Origin of the sequence: Streptomyces sp. NPDC048604 (assembly GCF_043199435.1) — a bacterium.
Lineage (GTDB): Bacteria > Actinomycetota > Actinomycetes > Streptomycetales > Streptomycetaceae > Streptomyces.
Window position 1 is genome coordinate 104,179 of record NZ_JBICVX010000011.1, and the last position, 18,808, is coordinate 122,986.

An 18,808-nucleotide genomic window follows, 5' to 3' on the forward strand; every position below is an offset into this window, starting at 1 on the left:
GCGTACCATCACCGACCCTTCCGAGGAGCACCCGTGACCGAGCCGGCCCCCAGCGCAGTGCAGCAGGAGATCGCCGCAGAACTCCAGGTGGCCGACGTCTTCGACGCGGCGGCCGAGATCGAGCGCCGGGTCGCGTTCCTCGCCGGCCGGCTGACCTCGACGGGGCTGCGCTCGCTGGTCCTCGGCATCAGCGGCGGCGTCGACTCCACGACGACGGGCCGGCTGTGCCAGCTGGCCGTGGAGCGGGCACGGGCGGCCGGGCACCAGGCGGTCTTCTATGCGATGCGGCTGCCGTACGGCGTGCAGGCCGACGAGCGGGACGCTCAGCTCGCGCTGTCGTTCATCGAGGCCGACCAGGTCATGACGGTGGACGTGAAGCCGGCGTCGGACGCGGCCCTGGACGCGGCGGTCGCGGGCGGGCTGGCCTTCCGGGACGCCCACCACCAGGACTTCGTGCACGGCAACATCAAGGCGCGCCAGCGCATGATCGCGCAGTACGCGGTGGCGGGCGCCCACGACGGTCTGGTCGTGGGCACCGACCACGCGGCCGAGGCGGTGTCGGGCTTCTTCACGAAGTTCGGCGACGGGGCGGCCGACGTGGTGCCGCTGACGGGGCTCACCAAGCGCCGGGTGCGTGCCGTCGCGGACGCGCTGGGCGCCCCCGCCGAGCTGGTGTGGAAGACCCCGACCGCGGACCTGGAGACGCTGGACCCGGGCAAGCCGGACGAGGACGCGCTGGGCGTCACGTACGACGACATCGACGACTTCCTGGAGGGCAAGCCGGTCTCCGAGCCGGCCTTCGCGTCGATCGTGCGCCGCTACCGGCTCACCGAGCACAAGCGGCAGCTGCCGGTCGCGCCCTGACCTGCCGCGGACCTCAGCGTCGCGCGTGCAGAGTGCGCGCGACCCGGGGGCCGAGCCAGCGCTTGAGCCGACGCAGTCCGTCGAGCCGCTCGACGGCCCGGTCGAGCCGGTAGTACAGCTGCGGCGGCACGTACGGCAGCAGCGGGGAGTGCCGCTGGCCGAGCAGGGCGAACATCTGCGCGGGCGGCAGGTGGATGTACCGCGCCAGGTTCTCGTACCACGCTGCGCTGTGGCGGGCGGCGCTCTGCACGGACAGCAGGGCGTCGCGCCGTTCGCGCTCGTACCGGGCGAGCGCGGCCGGCAGCTCGTCGGTGGTGCGCAGGGCCTCGGCGAGGGCGATGGCGTCCTCCAGGGCGAGGGTGGTGCCGGCGCCGATCGAGTAGTGCGTGGTGTGGGCGGCGTCGCCGAGCAGCACGAGGTTGCCGAGGTGCCAGGTCTCGTTCGTCAGGGTGCGGAAGTTGAGCCACTGCACGGCGTCGTCGGTCTGCGCCCGGCCGATGAGCGGGTGTCCGTCGAGGATGTCGGCGAACAGTTTCTCCAGGGCTCCGAGCCCGTCGGCCTCGTTCATCCGGTCCAGGCCGAGCCCGCTCCAGGTCTCGGGGGCGCATTCGACGACGCAGGTGCTGTGGTCGCCGCTGAAGCCGTAGGCGTAGCACCAGATCCAGCCGTGTTCGGTCTCGGCGAAGGAGAAGGTGAAGGAGTCGAAGACCCGGGTGGTGCCGAGCCAGGTGTAGACGTTGCGGCCGACGGCGACGCGCGCCCCGAAGTGGTCGGCGTACCGCTCGCGGAGCTTGCTGTTGATCCCGTCGGCGGCGACGACCAGGTCGGCGTCGGGCAGGTCGTCCGGGCCGAGGTCGTGCTCGAACTCGACGCGTACGCCCAGGGATCGGGCGCGGTCGGTCAGGATGTCCAGGAGCCGGTGCCGGCCGATGCCGTGACCCTCGTCGCCGTGGTGGGTGGTGGAGACGCCGTCGACGTGGGCGACGCCGTCGCTCCAGCGTACGGAGCTGTCGGCGACGGCGCGGGCCGACTCCGGGTCGTGCACGGTGAGTTTGTCGAGCAGACCCGCCCAGTACGTCACCCCCCAGCCGTAGGTCGATCCGGCGGAGTTCCGTTCGTACACGGTGATGTGGTGGGACGGGTCCTGCAGCTTCATGAGGATCGAGAAGTACAGGCCGGCGGGACCGCCGCCGACGCAGGCGACCTTCAAGATTGCTCCCGGCGATGACACTTGGTGATGGACTGACAGCGCAGGGTAGCAGTCCGGTCGCGCGGCGGCGGCGCATTCGGCGCGCGGGTGCGCCGGGTCAGTTCGCCAGGAAGCGCGCCACCGCCGTCGCGAGTTCGGCCGGTGTCTCCTCCGGCGCGTAGTGGCCGGCTCCGTCGAGGACCTCGAGGCGGGCGTTGGGGTACCACTGGAGCCAGGTGGCCTCCATGGTCGCGGCGCCGAGGGCCGGGTCGTGGGCGCCGGCGACCAGCAGGACGGGGGTGGTGTTGCCCTTGACGCGCTCGTGGAAGTCGGTGCGGGACCAGGAGTCGAGGTAGGCGCGGAAGGCGGTCTTCGAGGAGCGGCTGAGGGAGCGCCGGACCATGGCGTCGAGCCAGTCGTCGGGGTGCCGGCCGCCGGTGGTGTTGTCGATGATGACGCGGCGGTTGCCGGGCTCGTCGGCGGCCCCGGTGAACAGTTCCCAGGCCGCGTCGTCGAGCGGGAAGCCGGCGGCGGGGACGGGGGCGACGCCGATGATCGAGCGGATCCGCTCGGGGGCCTGCAGCAGCATCCACTGTGCGGCCTTGCCGCCCATGGAGTGGCCGAGGACGGAGAAGTCGTCCCAGCCGAGGTGGTCGGCGACGGCCAGGGCGTCCTCGGCGACCTCCTCCATGGTGTACGCGCCGTCGGCGTCGATCGCCTCGCCGTAGCCGCGGCAGTCGAGGAAGGCGTAGCTGTGGGCGTCCGCGTCGGCGTGCTCGCGGAACGCGTCGAAGCTGGAGCGGTCCGCGAACCAGTTGTGGAGCACGATCACCCGGTGCGGGCCGGTGCCGTGCATGTCGTGCGGAAGGATCTGACCTGCCATCAAGACTCCCTGGGGTTGCGCTGGTCGACGCCGGGGAGGAGTCTCGCGGGCTCCCCGGGGCGGGTCAACCGCGCCGGGGAGCGCGCGTCGGGGCGCGGAGTCGGACGCCGTGCGCCTCAGGGAGCGGTGGGGCCCGTGTGCAGGACGCGGGCGAGGAAGGCCCGGGTGCGTTCGTGCGCCGGGTCGCCGAGCACCTGTGCGGGCGGTCCCTCCTCGACGACCCGGCCGTCGTCCATGAAGACGACCCGGTCGGCGACGTCGCGGGCGAAGCCCATCTCGTGGGTGACGACCAGCATCGTCATGCCCTCGGCGGCGAGGGCGCGCATCACCGCGAGCACATCGCCGACGAGTTCGGGGTCGAGGGCGCTGGTGGGTTCGTCGAAGAGCATCAGGGCCGGTCCCATGGACAGCGCGCGGGCGATGGCGACACGCTGCTGCTGACCGCCGGAGAGCTGGGCCGGGTAGCTGTCGGCGCGGTCGGCGAGACCGACGCGGGCCAGGTTCTCGCGGGCGACGGCGGCGGCCTGCTCCTTGTCCCGGTGCAGCACGCGCCGCTGGGCGATCGTCAGGTTCTCCAGCGCGTTCAGGTGCGGGAACAGGTTGAACTGCTGGAAGACCATGCCGATGCGCCGGCGTACGGCGTCCAGGTCGACGTCCGGGTCGGTGAGGTCGACGCCGTCGACGGCGACGCTGCCGCCGCTGGGCTCCTCCAGGAGGTTCACACAGCGCAGCAGGGTCGACTTTCCGGAGCCGGAGGGGCCGATGACGCAGACGACCTCGCCGGGGGCGACGGTGAAGTCGATGCCGCGCAGCACTTCGTGGTCGCCGAAGGACTTGCGCAGGTTCCTGATCTCGATGGCCGCGGTCATGGCCGCTCACCTCGCCTTCGCATGCTTGGCCTCCAGGCGGCGCACCACCTGGCCGAGCGGCACGGTCACCAGGAGGTAGCACAGCCCGGCGACAAAGATCGGGGTGGTGTTGGCGGTGGTGCTGGCCAGGTCCCGGCCGAATTTGGTGAGTTCGCGCTGCTGGAGGGTGACGCCGAGGAACAGCACCAGCGAGGAGTCCTTGAAGAGCAGGACGAGTTCGTTGGTGAGCGGGGGCACGATGATCCGGAAGGCCTGCGGGATGACGATCGAGCGCATCGCGGTGAACTGCGACATGCCGAGCGAGCGTGCCGCCTCCAGCTGGCCGCGCGGCACCGCCTGGATGCCGGCCCGGATGGTCTCCGCCATGTACGCCGCGGACACCAGGCCGAGCGCGCAGGCGACCTGCCCGTACGTGCCGCCGGGGAACTGCAGCCCGGGGAAGGCGAGCGGGACGCCGACGCCGACCATGATGAAGATCAGCAGGGCGGGCAGGCCGCGGAACAGCTCGATGTACACCATGGCGAGCCAGCGGTACGGGCCGACCGACGACAGCCGCATCAGGGCGAGGACGAGGCCGAGCACGAGTCCGACGGCGAAGCCGCTGAGCGTGTAGACCACGGTGTTGAACAGGGCGACCGTGATCAGGTCGGGGAACAGCCGGCGGGCGACGTCGGGCTCCAGGAACTGCTCCTGGAGCCGCTGCCAGTCGGCCAGCACGACCACGGCCGCGAGGACCGCGGCGAAGACGGCGTACTGGACGGCGCGGACGACGCGCCGCCGGCGACGGGGCGACATGGTCACGAGGCGTCGGCGCCGTTCGGCATGGGCCCGATCCACTGCTCGTAGAGCTTCTTGTAGGTGCCGTCCGCCTTGGCGTCCGTGATGGCCTTGTCGATCAGCTTGAGCAGTTCGGGGTTGCCGCCCTTCTTCACGGCGAAGCCGTACTGCTCGCCGGTGTCGAGGTTGCCGACGATCTCGAACTTCCCGGCGTTGGCGGGGTCCTTGAGCCAGTTCTGGACGACGGGGTAGTCCTGCACGATGACGTCGACCTGGCCGGTGCGCAGTCCGTTGAGTTCGGCGTCGGAGCTCTCGAACGACTGGGGGTCCGCGCCGTGTTCGCGGGCGAAGTCCTCGCCGGTGGTGGACGACTGCGAGCCGAGCTTGAGCTTCTGCGCGACGATGTCCTCGACGGTGGCGGCCTTGACGCCCTTGCGGGCGAGCAGGGCCTGGGTGGCGTCGAAATACGGGACGGAGAAGTCGAGGTTCTTCTTGCGCTCGTCGGTGATCGTCATGCCGGCGGCGGCGACGTCGCAGACACCGGCGTTGAGGTCGGCGCCGGTCTTGATGGTCTCGAAGGACTTGTCCACGACGACCTGCTTCAGGCCGAGGTCCCCGGCGACCAGGTCGACCATGGAGACGTCGAAGCCGACGACCTTGCCGTCCTGCTCGGACTGGAAGGGGGCGTACGGGAGATGGGTGCAGGTGGTCAGCTGACCGGCCTTGACGAGCTTGGCGCCCTTGACGGTGGCGCCCTCGTCGCCGCTTCCGCAGGCGGTCAGCGACGCGGCGAGGACGACGGGCAGGGACATGACAGCGATACGGCGGTAGGACAGGCGGAACGAGCTCATGCATTCCCCTTGTGCTGAAAGCCGGAACGGTGCGGATCGACGACGGTCCGCGCTCGCGAATGACGCACAGAATGTCGGAGTCGATCAGGAAACGCCAGGGGGCGTTCGCGATCTCTCCGTACTTGTCGTCAGCTCGCTTTCGGTCCCTCTATCGCTCGCGCAGGTAGTCCAGGCCGGGGTGGACGGCGGTGTAGCCGTCGAGCAGCCGGCGGGCGACGGCCAGCGAGTCGACCAGCGGGTGCAGCGCGAACGCCTTCACGGCGGCCGCCCGCGAACCGCTCCCGGCCGCCGCGATCACCTCCCGTTCCACCGCCTTCACAGCGGTGACGAGACCGGCCGCGTGATACGGCAGCGGCTCGGCGGCCAGCGGGCGGGCGCCGTTCGCGTCCACGACGCAGGGCACCTCGACGACGGCGTCGGCGTCCAGCACGGACAGGGTGGTCCGGTTGCGGACGTTGAGGATCAGCGTGGTCCGCTCGTCCCGCGCCACGGCCCGCATCAGGGCGAGGGCGACCTGCTCGTAGCCGCCGGACTCCAGGTCGTCCTCGGCGCGTTCGCCCGCGCCGGCGACGTCCCGGTTCTCCGCCATGTACGTGGCCTCACGCTCGGCGCGGGTCCGGTCCCAGGTCGCCAGCGCGGGCGCGGCCGGGTCGGCCATCTCCGCGTAGAACCTGGCCTGTTGGTCGCGCAGGAACGCGCCGCGGGTCTGTTCGGCCTCCTGATAGGCGCGCACGGCCTCGCGGTTGAAGTAGTAGTAGTGCAGGTACTCGTTGGGGACCGCGCCGAGTGAGCGCAGCCATTCTGCACCGAACAGCCGCCCCTCCTCGAAGGATTCGAGGAGCCTGTCGTCGGCGAGCAGCCGGGGCAGCTCGTCCCGGCCGTCGACGTGGAGGGCCCGGACCCAGCCGAGGTGGTTGAGGCCGGCGTAGTCGACACGGGCCCGGTCGGGGTCGGCGCCGAGCACGCGGGCGAGCCGCCGGCCCAGACCCACGGGCGAGTCGCAGATGCCGATGACACGGTCGCCGAGGTGCCGGGCCATCGCCTCGGTGACCAGGCCCGCGGGATTGGTGAAGTTGATGACCCAGGCGTCGGGGGCGAGCCGGGCGACGCGGCGGGCGATGTCGACGGCGACCGGCAGGGTCCGCAGCCCGTACGCGATGCCTCCGGCGCCGACGGTCTCCTGCCCGAGGACGCCCTGTGCCAGCGCGACGCGCTCGTCGGCGGCGCGGCCCTCCAGACCGCCGACCCGGATGGCGGAGAACACGAAGTCGGAGCCGCGCAGGGCGTCGTCGAGCCCGGTGGTGACCCGGACCTCGGGGGCGTCGGGCACGTCCGCGGCCTGCTCGGCGAGCACCCGGGCGACGGCCGCGAGCCGGGCCGGGTCGACGTCGTGCAGGGTGACGTGGGTGATCCGGCCCTCGCGCCGGTCGCGCAGCAGCGCCCCGTACACGAGGGGGACGCGGAAGCCGCCTCCGCCGAGGATGGTCAGGGTCACCCGGTGTCGTCGTTCGGCAAGCACACCGTGCACCCTACGTGGGCAATGTGGGACACGCCGACGGGGACGGGCGGGCGGTGGACGGCGCGCCGGGGCACGCGGAGCCTAGGCTGGAACCATGCGGATCACCCCTGCCGAACGCCGCCGACTGCTCGGACACCGTCATCTGCTGACGCCCGGGGAACGGGCCGGACTCGTCGAGGATGTGGCCGAGACGCTGGTCGGGCTGCACGCGACGGACGCCGCCAGCGTGGTGCTGTCGGCGCGGGCGCGGGTGCGGGAGCCCTCGCCGGAGGACGTGGACCGGGCGCTGTACGAGGACCGAACGCTGCTGCGGATGCACTGCATGCGGCGCACGCTGTTCGTCGTCCCGACGGACCTGGTGCCGGTCTTCCACCACTCCACCTCGGAGGCCATCGCGAAGCGGGAGCGCGCGGTACTGCTGAAGCACCTGGCCGCGACCGGCCCGGCCCGCAACGACCGCTGGCTGAACAACGCCGAGAAGGCGGCCCTCGAGGCGCTGACCCGGCTGGGCGAGGCCGGCGCGGTGGAGCTGACGGCCGAGGTGCCGGCGCTGCAGGAGACGATCGTGCTGTCGCCGGGCAAGCCGTACCAGGCGACGCAGCGGGTCGGCGGCTGGGTGCTGCGGCTGCTGGCGATGGAGGGACGGATCCGGCGCGGCCGGCCGCTCGGCGGCTGGACGTCGAACCAGTTCCGCTACTCGGTGGCCCCGCAGATGCCGGCGATGGATCCGGCCGAGGCGCGAACGGAGCTGGTCCGCCGCTGGCTGGCCTGCTACGGGCCGGGCACGGTCGACGACCTCGCGTGGTGGACGGGCTTGCCGAACGGCCAGGTCCGCGAGGCCCTGGGGCGCATCGCGACCACGGAGGTGGAGCTCGCGGAGGGCGCCGGCCTCGTCCTCGCGGACGGCCGGCTCGACGAGGCGCTGTCGCAGGACGACGCGGCGCCGTGGGCGGCGTTCCTGCCCGGTCTGGACCCGGCGACGATGGGCTGGAAGCACCGCGACTGGTACGTGGACCCGGCACACCGCCCGCTGCTGTACGACAGCGCGGGCAACGGCGGCCCGACGGTGTGGTGGAACGGCGAGATCGTCGGCGCGTGGGCGCAGCGCGCGGACGGCGAGATCGCGTGGCGGCTGCTGACCGACCGGGGCGCGCAGGCGCGGGCGGCGGTGGAGGCCGGGGCGGCGGCGCTGCAGGAGTGGCTGGCGCACTACCGGATGGTGGCGCGGTTCCCGGCGCCGCTCACGAAGGAACTGACGTCCTGACGGACGCGGACGCGGGACGGGCATCTTCCCTGATACGTCGTCATATGACGACTCCCCCATGACATTTGTCATCGGATACCCGGGCATCGGATCGTCCGGGAGGCTGAGGTCGCCCCACGGTCGGCGCGGTGAGGATGGACGGACAGTCCACTCCCCACGAGAACAGGACCCGTTCCATGCGCCTGACTCCTCCGCGCCTCGCGGCCGTCGCCGCGGTCACCCTGGCGTCCCTGGCCCTCGGGCCGCTTCCGGTCGCCCAGGCGGCCGGCCCCGACGCCTCCGCCCGTACCGCCGCCGCGGTGGCCGAGACCGCCCCGCTGGACCGGGCCGGTCTGCGGGCCGCCCTGGACGCCTTCCACGAGGCGGGCATGTACGGCGCGCACACCGCGGTCCGGGACGGCCACGCGCGCTGGCGCGGGGCGAGCGGGTACGCGGACATCGACACGAAGCAGCCGATGCGTGCCGACATGCAGCACCGGATCGGCAGCATCACCAAGACGTTCACGGCCGTCGCGCTGCTCCAGCAGTCCGCGCGCGGACGGATCGACCTCGACGCGCCGGTCGGCCGCTACCTCCCGGAACTGGTGCCCGGCGAGCGCGGGCAGCAGATCACGACACGGATGCTGCTGAACCACACCAGCGGCATCGGCGACTACGTGCTCCCCGCGTTCCCCGGCATCCTGGAGGACCCGGGCAAGGCCCTGGACGCGAACCGCTTCCGGCACATCGAGCCGGAGGAGCTGGTCCGCCTCGGCCTGGCCGCGCCCGCGACGCCGCTGGGCAAGCACGTGTACGCGAACACCAACTACGTCCTCGCCGGACTGCTCCTGGAGAAGGTGACCGGTCAGGACGCCGAGGCGTACATCACGCGGAACGTCATACGCCGGGCCGGGCTGAAGCACACCTACTTCCCCGCCTCGCCGAAGCTGACGGGGCCGCACCCGAAGATGTACGAGTCGTTCTACGGCACCATCGAGCCCGCCCGCGACTACAGCGTCTACGACATGTCGTGGGCCGGCGCGGCCGGTGCGATGGTGTCGACGCCCTCCGACCTCGTGTCCTTCTACCGGCAGCTGCTGGGCGGCCGGCTGCTCGCCCCGGCGCAGCTGAACCAGATGAAGACCACCGTGCCCGCGTACGAGCCGGCTCCCGGCGAGGAGGTGCGCATGCGCTACGGGCTCGGCCTGTACACGCTCCAGCTGCCGGGCGGCGGCTGGTACTGGGGCCATGACGGCGGGGTGTTCGGGGCGGGCACCTGGGCGCTGTCCACGGAGGACGGGAGCCGGCAGGCCGCGCTCGCCTACAACCTGATGAAGTACCAGCGCTTCGAGCCGGACGGCACGCCGAAGCCCGACCCGGTGACCCCCGCGATGGTGGCCTACATGGACCGCGCCATGGGCGGCACGGCCCCCGCGAGCGCGAGGAAGAGCGCGAAGGGCACGACCCCGCCGTTCTCCCACAGTCTGATCGCGCCGGAGCGGCTGAACGCGCGCACCGCCGGCCTCGGCTGACCGCCCGCACGCCCGGTCCCGGCGGGGCGGTCAAGACGCGAAGCGGACCACGTCGGTGATGTTGCAGGTGACGGGTCCGTCGACCTGGGTGAGGCTCTGGGCCGTCACCTGCGCGACCTTGTCCGGGGCGAGGTTGTCGACGGTGGCCACGGCCTCGGCGACGCGGGTGCCGGAGGCGTTCACGAACTCGACGCCGATCTCGTAGTCGCTGGTCTTGCTGCTGCGGTTGGTGACGGTGAGGCCGGCGTGCGGCCACTGTGTGTCACGCCCGACCTCGCAGGAGCTGATCCGGACGTCCCGCGCCTCGCGGTCGCCCGGCGGCAGGTCCGTCGTCTCGTCGACCGCCACGAACGCGAGGACGATGCCGACGACGGCGAGCACCGCGAGCCCGCCGACGATCAGGGCCACGACGAGACAGGTGTTCGTCCGCTTCGGCGGGGGCGGCGCCGACGGTGGCGGACCCCAGGCAGGGCCCTGGGGCCCGCCGGGACCGGGCGGCGGGGGCTGCTGCGGCGGCCGGGGTCCCCAGCCGGGAGGGGGCGGAGTCGTCGGCATGACGCACCTCCGTGCCGTGCGCGACGGCGCGAGCCGTCCTCTCCCTCCAGCGTGCGCCGCCCTTCCGCTATCCGCGCGGCGGGCCAGAGGTCGGTCGTAGCCGTTCAGGCCCCCGTGTGGACGTGGGCAGCCCAGCGGGTGGGGGTGGCGGGGTAGCGGTCGCGGAGTTCCAGGAGGGTGTCCGTGAGCGCGCGGGCGCCGGACAGGCCGGCGGCGCGGCGGGTGTGGAAGGCCTCGGCCACCGCCGCGGCCGCCGCGTCGCCGACCGGCCACAGGGTGCCCACGACTTGGCGGTAGCCGCAGAGCTGGAAGGCGGCGGTGATATGCAGGAACTCGTCGGCGAAGGCGTACGCCGTGACTCCGGTGCTGCACGCGGACAGGTACGCCAGGTCGGCATCGCGCAGGCGCAGATCGGCGAGCGCGGCGACGGTGAGGGGGCGTTCGCGGTGGTCGGCGAGGAGCAGCCGGCTCTCCGACGGGTCGAGGTCGGTCACGCCGTGGCAGGCGAAGTGCGCGGTGTCGTGCCGGGGCAGGGCGTCGAGCACGGCGTGCGCGGTGGCGGCCGGGCCGGTCAGTACGGTGACGGGCCCGGCGGGCCGCAGCAGTTCGGCCACGCGGGCCGCCTCCGCCTTGGCGTGTGCGAGGGGTTGGGCGTCCGGAGTCTCCGGCAGGGCGACGACCAGCGTGCCGGCGGCCGGCGACGCGGGCGGGCGGGTCCTGGCCTGTGCCAGGGCGCGCAGGGTGGAGGTCGTGGAGGAGACCGTACGGTCGAGGAGCGTCGCGCGCCGCAGCCCGGCGGGCGCGGGCTCGCGGTGCCGCCCGGCCGCGTGCAGCGGCAGCGTGGCGAGGAAGCCGACCGGGCACCACCACACGCGCGGCGGGGGGCCGTCCGCCGCGCCATCGATGCCGAGCCGGTCGAGTACGGGGGCGGCGACGGCGTCCCAGAGCCATGCGAGGGTGTCGTGGAGCTCGGCCTGGGCGCGCTCCTGGGCGGCGAAGCCGGCGAACGGGTCGTCGCCGGGGGCTTCGGCCGCGGCGAGCGCGCCATGGAGCCGCTGTGTACGGGCGCCCGCGTCCTCAGCGATCAGGTCAGGAAGCGGGACGACGGCGACCGGCGCCTCGGGCGGTGCGGCGGGGTCGAGGATCAGGGCGTCGGAGCGCTGGTGGGTGCTGTAGACCAGCACGACCGGGCCCTCCGCCGCCACGTCCCGCAGCTCGTCGATCGTCGGCCCGGCGAGGAATCCGGCGTGGCCGGGCAGCGCGCGGATGCGGGCGAGCAGTGCGGTCCAGCGGACGCCGTGCCGCAGCCGCTCTTCGGCCGTGCCGGTCAGGAGGGCCGGCGCGGCGCCGCGCAAGTCCTCGAACTCGGCGGCGATGTCGGGGTGGCTGCGACGCAGGGCGGTGAGCGTGGCGTCGGGGGTGCGCAGGGCGTCGGCGGCGAGGACGCCCCGGGTGCGTTCGAGGAGTTCCACGGCCCGTGCCGGGCGGCCGGCGGCCACGGCGGCGGCGGCCGCGGTGGGCGCCAGACCGGCGGTGTGGACCAGTGTGTACTGCCGGTCCCGGCGGGCGAGTTCGTGCGGGGCGACGAGCGGCAGCAGCGCGACGGCCGTCTCGTACGCGGCGAGCGCGGCCTCGGCGTCGCCGCGTTCCATGGCCCAGTTCCCGGCGCGGGCGGCGGCGTCGAGGCGGGCGGCGGGCCGGGCGGCGGTGATGCCGGCCGCCTGCCGGTACGCCTCTTCTGCCTCTGCGGCCGCTGCCGCGGCGCGCTTCGTGTCGCCGTCGGCCCGCGCCTCCCGGCGGTCGGCGGCCCGGACCGCGGCGAGCGACAGCAGGAATTCGGCGCGGTCCGGGTGTTGTTCGGGCACCGCGGCGGCCGCCTCGCGGACCAGGGCGGCGGCCTGGCGGAGGGCGTCGGGCTCCGGCGTGTCCAGGGTGTCGGCGGCCCGGTGGTGGGCTCGCAGGCATTCGGCGAGGCCGATCCGTACCGCGGCGCCGTTCGGCGCGTCGGCCGGGATCGCCGCGACGGCCTGGCGGAGCAGGACGAGGGCGAGCGCGAGCAGGGCCGGATGGGGCTCGGGCACGTCGCACAGGGCCAGCACGGCCTGGCCGGCCTGGGCAGTGACGGACGGTTTGAGCGGGTGGTCGTCGGGGCAGCTCTCGTGCGCCTCCAGACAACAGCTGACGCCCTCCGACATCCGTGCGAGGTGCTCGTCCTCGTCGAGCATCCGGCCCGCGCCCCTCAGCAGCACGTCGCCCAGATGGGCCAGCGCCGCGGCGCGCCCCACGCCGGACGGGGGCGAGCCGGCCACGACGCGGCGGGCGTAGAACTCCGCGTCCCGGAGCGCGTCGAGGTCCCGGCGGCGCAGGTACAGGTCGAGAAGCGCGTGGCTCAGGTGCGTGAGCGCGGTGAGCTGTCCGTCGGCGGTGAGGTCGGGATCCGGGCCGTCGGGGCCGCCGTCGAGCTCCCGCAGCAGTGCGATCCCCTCGGTGAGCGCGGCCAGGTCGCCGGTGTCCTCGTACCGCTGCGTCAGCTCTCCGGCGAGGACCCGCCTGGCGCGGCGCGACCGCGGCCCGGGCGGTTCGGCGCGCAGGCGCCGCCGCGCCTCCGCCACCGGGTCGGCGGGCGGGTGTCGCGCCGCGTGGGCCAGTTGCTCGGCCTCCCGCAGCAGTTCGGCGGCGTCGAGGTACGAGGTGTGGCCGGGCGGCGCGAGGCGCACCGTGTCCTCGGCGAGGGCCAGGATCTCCCGGACGAGCGCCGCGTCCCCGCCGGCCGGATCCTGGGCGGCGAGGTCGAGCAGGCAGCGGGTCAGCAGCAGGCGGCGGGTGAGCCGGTTCGGGTCGTTCACCGCGGACCCCGCCACCGAGGCCCGCAGCGCGTCGGCGGCCCGGCGCAGCAGTTGCGGGTCGCGGGTCTCCTGGTAGAGCCGGCGCAGGTCCTTGCCGTAGTTGTTGAGGATCGCCGCCCGCTGCCGCTCCGCGTCGGGCACGGTGCGAACGGCCTCCGCGCCGAAGTCGACGGCGGAGCGCAGCACCTTCGGGTCGGCGGAGCGGTCGTACAGCGCCGAGTACAGGTTCTGGACGTGGCAGAGGCGTACGGCGCGCAGCGGGTCGTGCAGGGGTGTGAGGTTCAGGGCGACGATGCTGACCTCCAGACTCTCCTCCAGGGCCGCCTCGTCGCCGGTTCGGCGGAACACGTCGAGGAGCAGCGAGCCGTGGTTGAACAGCACCAGCGGCCGCTGCGGGTCGTCCGTGGCGCAGAGCCGGGCTGCCTCGTCGCTGAACGCTCGCGCCGTGTGCAGAGTCCGGAGGTCTCCGGTGCGGTGCAGGTCCAACTGGAGGGCGACGCCGAGCGCGGTCCTGGCGCGGACGCTGCGGGACCGCTGCTCCTCGGGCAGGATCTCGAGCAGTCCAGGAGTGGCCTTCACCAGGGTGCGCAGCAGGACCAGGGCGACGTGGAGGGTCGCCGGGTCGCGGAGGGCGTTGTACCGCTCGACGGCGAAGGAGGCGTGGTCGTAGAGCACTTCACGCCGCAGGTCGGGGTCGCGGGCCAGCCGGGCCAGGGCCCTCGGCAGCCGGGGCAGTCGCCGTGCGCCGGCCCGGATGTCGGGCGGTACGAGCGCGGGTGCGAGGGCGTCGAGCCACGCGCAGAGCTCCCACGCGCGGTTCCGCAGCGCCCGGCCGCGTCCGGGCGGTCCGGGGGCGGCGAGGTGGAGCTGCCAGCTCGCGACGGCGACGGTCCGCGCCATGTCGGCCTCGGGCGGCGGATGGTCCCGCAGCGCCTCGTCGGTGAGCTGCAGCAGCCGTTCGGACGTGGGGTCGAGGAGTGGTCCGAGGTCACCGGTGTCCTCGAACCGGCTGACGCGGGCGCGTAGTTCGGCGTACAGACTCAGCTCGACAGCCACTCGTCGCTCCCGTCCCCTCGCCGGCCGCGATCTGCCATTCTCTGCCATGAGCCCCTTGGGCGGAAGGCGACGGGAAGGCGACGGGAGCACGCATGCACGACGTGGCGGACCGGCTGGAGCGGCTGTGCCGTCTGCTCGGCGGGGGCGAACTCGCCCGCCGGGCACGGGAGTACGGGGTGGAGGAGCCGTTGGAGCGGGTGCTCGGCGCGGTGCGCGCCGGGGCCGGACCGGAGGGGCTGCGGGCCGATCTCGACGCGCTGGACGAGGGGTTCGCCCGGCACGGCATCGACGGACTGACCACCCGGACCCGGGCCTACCAGCCGCTGGCGGGGACGGTCGGGCATCCGGTGCTGCGGGGCTGGGTGTGTCCGGCGGCCCGGCGCTGCTCGCGGTTCACGGAGGACGAGGCGGGGGCCCCGGTCGGGGCCGCCGGGCCGTCGTGCGAGGCGCTGGGGACGCCGCTGGTCCGGGTGGAGATCCCGCTGTGAACGCCTTCCTCGGGGAGCTCGGCCGCCGGCTGGCCGAGCGTTGGGTGACGCTGCTTCTGCTGCCGGGCGCGCTGTTCGTGGCCGTGGTGACGGTCGCCTCGGTGCTGGGCCACGGGCGGGCGCTGGACCTGCGCGGGCTGAGCGGCTGGATCGACGGGCTGGCCGCGGCGCGGGGCGCCGGTCAGATGGGCATCGTGGTGCTCGTGGCGGCCGGCGCGCTGGCGGCCGCGGCGGGCGCGGGGCTCGCGGCGGCGGCGCTCGGCGAGGGCGTGGCGCTGCTGTGGGCGGCGGAGGGGCGGCGCGGCCCGGGGCGGTGGCTGGCCGAGCGGCGCCGGGAGCGGTGGCGGCAGGCGTACGAGGAGGTCGCCGCGGCGCGCCGGGCGGTGGCGCTCAGCGCCGTACCGCCGCACGGCGCGGACCCGGAGGCGCGGGCGCGGCTGCGGGCAGCCCTGGAGCGGTGCCGGCGGATCTGTCCGGTGCCGGCGGACCGGCCGACGTGGATCGGGGACCGGCTGCGTGCGGCGGACCTGCGGGTGCACCACGCGTACCGGGTGGACCTGACGGCGCTGTGGCCGCGGCTGTGGCTGGCGCTGCCGGACCCGGCGCGCGCCGAACTGACGGAGGCGTACGCGGCGTACCGGGCGAGCGCCCGGCTCACCGGCTGGGGGCTGATGTACCTCCTGGTGGCGCTGTGGTGGTGGCCCGCGGGGGTCGTCGCCGTCGTCACACTCGCCACGGCGTGGGTCCGCGCCCGGGGCGCGGCGCAGGCGCTGGCGGACCTGGTGGAGGGGGCGGTCGACCTGTACGGGCGCGACGTCGCGACGGCTCTCGGGGCGCTGCCGGCCGACGACGGCCTGGACCGTGCGTCGGGCGACGCGCTGAGCGCGCTGCTGCGCAAGGACGGGGCGCTGCACCCGGACGCGGAGGGCCGGACCGGCGAACCCGGTCCCGCAGGTCAGCCGGGCTTGGCGTAGGTCGCGGCACCGGCCCAGTCGAGTGCGACGCAGGCCTCGTCGCCGAGGACCCAGGCGTCGTGTCCGGGCTGGACGTCGAGGAGGTCACCGGGCCCCAGTTCAGCGGTCGTTCCGTCGTTCATGGCGACCTTCATCCGGCCGCTGACGACGTATCCGACGTGGTGCGTCATGCAACTGTCGGTGCCGACGAGGGGCTTGACGTGCTCGGACCAGTGCCAGCCCGGCTCGAACACGGACCGGCCGACCGGTCCGGCCTCCGAGACGATGAGGTCCATCCTGCCTTTTCCGCCCTCGAAGGTACGGGTCTCGTCGGCGGAGTCGAAACTCCGGGTCACGATTCCGGTCATGGTCATCCGCCTCCCGGCGGTGGGGCGAAGGGTTCCCGAGTCCAATTCCAGGCTACGCCGGGGCTTCCCCGGCGACCTGCCGGAGTCAGGAAGCGCCTCCGGACAGCGGAGGACTGCCGGGAATGGGGAGGCCGCCGGGAATACCGACGCGCCGTACGATCCTTCGCCTTGTATGGCCGTCCAACTGAATCACACGATCGTGCACGCCACCGACAAGCACGCCTCGGCGGAATTCCTCGCGCACATACTCGGACTCGAGGTCTCGCCCCCGTTCGGGCCCTTCCTGCCGGTGGTGACGGACAACGAGGTGGCGCTCGACTACTACGAGAACCATGACAAGCCGGTCACGAGCCAGCACTATGCCTTCCTCGTCACCGAGGAAGAGTTCGACGCGATGATGGAGCGGATCAAGGCCGCGGACGTCACGTACTACGCCGACCCCTCGCACAGCCGGCCGGGAACGACGAACACCTACTTCGGCGGCCGGGGCGCGTATTTCGACGATCCGGACGGGCACAACATGGAGATCATGACCCGCCCGTACGGATCCAGGGCGGACTCCTGACCCCATTTGGATGGTGCACCCAGAAACGGGGCCCGATTTCTGTGCAGTTCACTTATCGGGCAGATCTACACATAAAGGCCAGATAAGAGCACAATGAAACCGCGGCACCGTGCCGCACCAACCGGCCACACGGTCTGAGTCCGAAGGAGGCGAGTCGTATGGCCGACGTCTCTCACCGTCCTGGTGATATCACGGCGCACCCCGACGCAGGAGAAATGCGGGAGCGTTATGCCCGCGTGCTGGAGACCCGAGGGGTCGCAGCGGTCGAGGAACTCGTGATCCTCGCCGGACTCTGGGCCGCGGTCTCCGCATGGACCGTCCACTACTCCGCCGCAGAGCCCAGCCTGGCCATCAGCAACCTGGTCGTCGGACTGGCCATCGCGGCGCTGGGCCTGTGCATGTCGATGGCCCCGGAAAGGTCGCAGGACCTCAACTTCGTCGTCCTCGCACTCGGTGTGTGGCTGATCATCGCCCCCTGGGTGGTCGCCACGGACGCCAGTACCGGCGCGATCATCTCCAACGTCATCACCGGAGCGTGCGTGTGTCTGTTCGCCCTCGTGGCGGGCGGCCTGCTGATGAGCAAGGGGAGGAGAACAAGCTGACAGCCGACAATCGATCCCTTCGTCTTCGACGGCGTCGCACTCCCCCGCGGAGTGCGGCGCCGTCCACCGTCCCCGATCCGTTCGGCGCCGTCCGCCGCCAGTGACGGTTCGTAGCATCGGGCCGCCCGGCTTGTGCGCCGTGGCGAAGGACCGGCCCCCGCGCCGCCGCCTAGCGTCACCGCATCAGCACTGCACGTGCGTGCTGCACGGACGAGGGGCGGTACCGGTGAACTGGCTCATCCACGACTACCGCGAGAGCGATCTCGCCGCAGTGGTCCACCTGATCGACAGCACGGCCGAGCTCGGACAGGAGTCGGTGTTCTCGCTCGCCGAGTGCATCGGCGCGCTCACCTCGCGGCAGCCGGCGGTCGTCGCCGTTCACCAGGGCGTGCCGATCGGCGCGGCGCTCGCCGTCGTGGCGGGCGAGCGGGCCTGGGTGATGCGGATCGCCATCCAGCCGGGCTGGCGGGGCCGCGGGCTGGCCAGCGCCCTGCTCGTGGAGCTGGAGCGGCGGCTGCTCGCGGCGCGGGTGGGCCGGATCGCGTATGTGCTGCCGGAGGAGGAACTGCACGGCGAGGGGCTGCTGAACGCCGGCTACACCCGGCAGCCGGCCGTCGCGTACTTCGAGAAGGCCGAGCCGCTGCACGGCCCCGCGGCCGGACTGCTCGACGACCTCGGCGGCCGGTTCCTGCCCACGGATCTGTGGGCCAAGGTGGCCGGCATGGAGGCGGAGAAGGACCTGATCGAACGGCGCGTCGTGCTGCCGCTCGCCGAACCGGAGCGGGCTGCGCGGCACGGCGTGCGGCCGCCACGTGCGGTGGGCCTCTTCGGGCCGCCCGGCACCGGCAAGACGACGTTCGCCCGTGGGATCGCCTCGCGCCTCGGCTGGCCGTTCGTGGAGATCCTCCCCTCGCGCCTCGCCGACGAGGGCAACCTGGCGGCGGCGCTGCGCAGCGCGTTCGCACGGATCGCGGAGCTGGAGCGGGTGCTGGTCTTCATCGACGAGGTGGAGGAGATCGCCCCGGTGCGCTCCGAGCCCGCGCAGCCCGGCGGGATGCACGGCGTCACCAACGAACTGCTCAAGCTGATCCCCGGCTTCCGGGAGCGCGACGAGCGGCTGCTGGTCTGCGCGACCAACTCGATCCGTTCGCTCGACCCGGCGTTCCTGCGCCCCGGCCGGTTCGACTACCTGATCCCGATCGGCACCCCGGACAAGGCGGCCCGGGCGGCGATCTGGTCCCGGTACACCGACGGCCGCGCGGACGTGGACGTCGACGAACTGGTCGTCGCGAGCGAGCTGTTCACACCGGCGGACATCGAGCACGCGGCCCGCATCGCGGCGCAGAACTCCTTCGAGCGCGACCTGGCCACCGCCGGCGACGGCGCACCGGGTGCCACGACGGCCGACTACCTGGAGGCGATCGGGCAGTGCCGGCCGACGGTGACGCCGGAGATGATCGAGCAGTTCGAGGCGGACATCACCGCGCACGCCCGGTTCTGAGTCGCCCGGCGGACCGGTGCCCGACGGGCCCCGGCGGGGGGGGCGGGGGCGGCCGGGGGGGCGGGGGGGGGGGGGGGGCGGCGGCCCCCGCCCCCGCCCCCCCGGCGCCCCGCCCGCCCCGCGCCGCGGCGGAACGCCCGGTAGGCG

At 73.5% G+C, this 18,808-nt stretch carries 17 protein-coding genes; 8 read left to right on the forward strand and 9 right to left on the reverse strand.

Annotation, left to right across the window (positions count from 1 at the left end; genetic code table 11):
- Nucleotides 1-33 precede the first annotated feature (33 nt).
- Nucleotides 34-864: an ammonia-dependent NAD(+) synthetase gene (gene nadE, locus ACGFMM_RS22850; protein ID WP_393648251.1), complete on the forward strand. Its 831-nt coding sequence runs from the start codon at nt 34-36 to the stop codon at nt 862-864.
- 13 nt (nt 865-877) lie between these two features.
- Here nadE and ACGFMM_RS22855 read toward each other — a convergent pair whose 3' ends face one another.
- From ACGFMM_RS22855 to ACGFMM_RS22880, 6 genes are all read right to left on the reverse strand, one after another.
- The gene (locus ACGFMM_RS22855) at nt 878-2,074 is read right to left on the reverse strand and encodes an FAD-dependent monooxygenase (protein WP_393648252.1); all 1,197 of its coding nucleotides are present in this window, start codon (nt 2,072-2,074) and stop codon (nt 878-880) included.
- A 97-nt stretch (nt 2,075-2,171) separates the two neighbouring features.
- A complete protein-coding gene (locus ACGFMM_RS22860) occupies nt 2,172-2,936 on the reverse strand; it encodes an alpha/beta fold hydrolase (protein ID WP_393648253.1) in 765 nt (254 codons plus the stop codon).
- A gap of 116 nt (nt 2,937-3,052) precedes the next feature.
- Nucleotides 3,053-3,805, reverse strand: a complete 753-nt coding sequence (locus ACGFMM_RS22865; protein WP_393648254.1) for an amino acid ABC transporter ATP-binding protein — start codon at nt 3,803-3,805, stop codon at nt 3,053-3,055.
- A gap of 6 nt (nt 3,806-3,811) precedes the next feature.
- Nucleotides 3,812-4,600, reverse strand: a complete 789-nt coding sequence (locus tag ACGFMM_RS22870; protein WP_393648255.1) for an amino acid ABC transporter permease — start codon at nt 4,598-4,600, stop codon at nt 3,812-3,814.
- 2 nt (nt 4,601-4,602) lie between these two features.
- Nucleotides 4,603-5,433: an ABC transporter substrate-binding protein gene (locus ACGFMM_RS22875; RefSeq protein WP_393648256.1), complete on the reverse strand. Its 831-nt coding sequence runs from the start codon at nt 5,431-5,433 to the stop codon at nt 4,603-4,605.
- 148 nt (nt 5,434-5,581) lie between these two features.
- Nucleotides 5,582-6,928, reverse strand: coding sequence for a 6-phospho-beta-glucosidase (locus tag ACGFMM_RS22880; protein ID WP_393648423.1), 1,347 nt, complete (start codon nt 6,926-6,928; stop codon nt 5,582-5,584).
- A gap of 118 nt (nt 6,929-7,046) precedes the next feature.
- Between ACGFMM_RS22880 and ACGFMM_RS22885 the strand changes: the two genes are divergently transcribed.
- Nucleotides 7,047-8,216, forward strand: coding sequence for a winged helix DNA-binding domain-containing protein (locus ACGFMM_RS22885; RefSeq protein WP_393648257.1), 1,170 nt, complete (start codon nt 7,047-7,049; stop codon nt 8,214-8,216).
- A 176-nt stretch (nt 8,217-8,392) separates the two neighbouring features.
- Nucleotides 8,393-9,727: a serine hydrolase domain-containing protein gene (locus tag ACGFMM_RS22890; protein ID WP_393648258.1), complete on the forward strand. Its 1,335-nt coding sequence runs from the start codon at nt 8,393-8,395 to the stop codon at nt 9,725-9,727.
- Nucleotides 9,728-9,757: 30 nt separating this feature from the next.
- On the opposite strand, the gene ACGFMM_RS22895 is transcribed toward ACGFMM_RS22890, so the two are convergent.
- Together ACGFMM_RS22895 and ACGFMM_RS22900 are read right to left on the reverse strand one after the other, a co-directional pair.
- Nucleotides 9,758-10,135 carry an FxLYD domain-containing protein gene (locus tag ACGFMM_RS22895; RefSeq protein ID WP_393648259.1) on the reverse strand — a complete coding sequence of 126 codons (378 nt, stop codon included), beginning with the start codon at nt 10,133-10,135 and terminating at the stop codon, nt 9,758-9,760.
- Nucleotides 10,136-10,386: 251 nt separating this feature from the next.
- Nucleotides 10,387-14,184, reverse strand: coding sequence for a CHAT domain-containing protein (locus ACGFMM_RS22900; RefSeq protein ID WP_393648260.1), 3,798 nt, complete (start codon nt 14,182-14,184; stop codon nt 10,387-10,389).
- 92 nt (nt 14,185-14,276) lie between these two features.
- On the opposite strand from ACGFMM_RS22900, the gene ACGFMM_RS22905 reads away from it, so the two are divergent.
- Both ACGFMM_RS22905 and ACGFMM_RS22910 read left to right on the forward strand, forming a co-directional pair.
- Nucleotides 14,277-14,672, forward strand: coding sequence for a hypothetical protein (locus tag ACGFMM_RS22905; RefSeq protein ID WP_393648261.1), 396 nt, complete (start codon nt 14,277-14,279; stop codon nt 14,670-14,672).
- On the forward strand, nt 14,669-15,646 hold the full coding sequence (locus ACGFMM_RS22910; RefSeq protein WP_393648262.1) for a hypothetical protein: 978 nt from the start codon (nt 14,669-14,671) through the stop codon (nt 15,644-15,646). Before ACGFMM_RS22905 ends, ACGFMM_RS22910 begins: the two co-directional genes overlap by 4 nt.
- Here ACGFMM_RS22910 and ACGFMM_RS22915 read toward each other — a convergent pair.
- The gene (locus ACGFMM_RS22915; RefSeq protein ID WP_393648263.1) at nt 15,628-15,993 is read right to left on the reverse strand and encodes a cupin domain-containing protein; all 366 of its coding nucleotides are present in this window, start codon (nt 15,991-15,993) and stop codon (nt 15,628-15,630) included. The genes ACGFMM_RS22910 and ACGFMM_RS22915 overlap by 19 nt on opposite strands.
- A 172-nt stretch (nt 15,994-16,165) precedes the next feature.
- Between ACGFMM_RS22915 and ACGFMM_RS22920 the strand changes: the two genes are divergently transcribed.
- The 3 genes from ACGFMM_RS22920 (at nt 16,166) to ACGFMM_RS22930 (ending at nt 18,661) form a co-directional block, all read left to right on the forward strand.
- The gene (locus ACGFMM_RS22920; protein ID WP_393648264.1) at nt 16,166-16,558 is read left to right on the forward strand and encodes a VOC family protein; all 393 of its coding nucleotides are present in this window, start codon (nt 16,166-16,168) and stop codon (nt 16,556-16,558) included.
- 215 nt (nt 16,559-16,773) lie between these two features.
- On the forward strand, nt 16,774-17,160 hold the full coding sequence (locus ACGFMM_RS22925) for an SPW repeat protein (protein ID WP_393648265.1): 387 nt from the start codon (nt 16,774-16,776) through the stop codon (nt 17,158-17,160).
- 226 nt (nt 17,161-17,386) lie between these two features.
- Nucleotides 17,387-18,661, forward strand: a complete 1,275-nt coding sequence (locus ACGFMM_RS22930) for an ATP-binding protein (protein WP_393648266.1) — start codon at nt 17,387-17,389, stop codon at nt 18,659-18,661.
- The last annotated feature ends 147 nt before the right edge of the window (nt 18,662-18,808 follow it).

Coding starts and splice junctions, on each gene's coding strand:
- ACGFMM_RS22920 (WP_393648264.1), top strand. CDS start 16,166: ATGGCCGTCCAACTGAATCACACGATCGTGCACGCCACCGACAAGCAC.
- ACGFMM_RS22890 (WP_393648258.1), top strand. CDS start 8,393: ATGCGCCTGACTCCTCCGCGCCTCGCGGCCGTCGCCGCGGTCACCCTG.
- ACGFMM_RS22865 (WP_393648254.1), bottom strand. CDS start 3,805: ATGACCGCGGCCATCGAGATCAGGAACCTGCGCAAGTCCTTCGGCGAC.
- ACGFMM_RS22885 (WP_393648257.1), top strand. CDS start 7,047: ATGCGGATCACCCCTGCCGAACGCCGCCGACTGCTCGGACACCGTCAT.
- ACGFMM_RS22860 (WP_393648253.1), bottom strand. CDS start 2,936: ATGGCAGGTCAGATCCTTCCGCACGACATGCACGGCACCGGCCCGCAC.
- ACGFMM_RS22875 (WP_393648256.1), bottom strand. CDS start 5,433: ATGAGCTCGTTCCGCCTGTCCTACCGCCGTATCGCTGTCATGTCCCTG.
- ACGFMM_RS22870 (WP_393648255.1), bottom strand. CDS start 4,600: ATGTCGCCCCGTCGCCGGCGGCGCGTCGTCCGCGCCGTCCAGTACGCC.
- ACGFMM_RS22915 (WP_393648263.1), bottom strand. CDS start 15,993: ATGACCGGAATCGTGACCCGGAGTTTCGACTCCGCCGACGAGACCCGT.
- ACGFMM_RS22905 (WP_393648261.1), top strand. CDS start 14,277: ATGCACGACGTGGCGGACCGGCTGGAGCGGCTGTGCCGTCTGCTCGGC.
- ACGFMM_RS22925 (WP_393648265.1), top strand. CDS start 16,774: ATGCGGGAGCGTTATGCCCGCGTGCTGGAGACCCGAGGGGTCGCAGCG.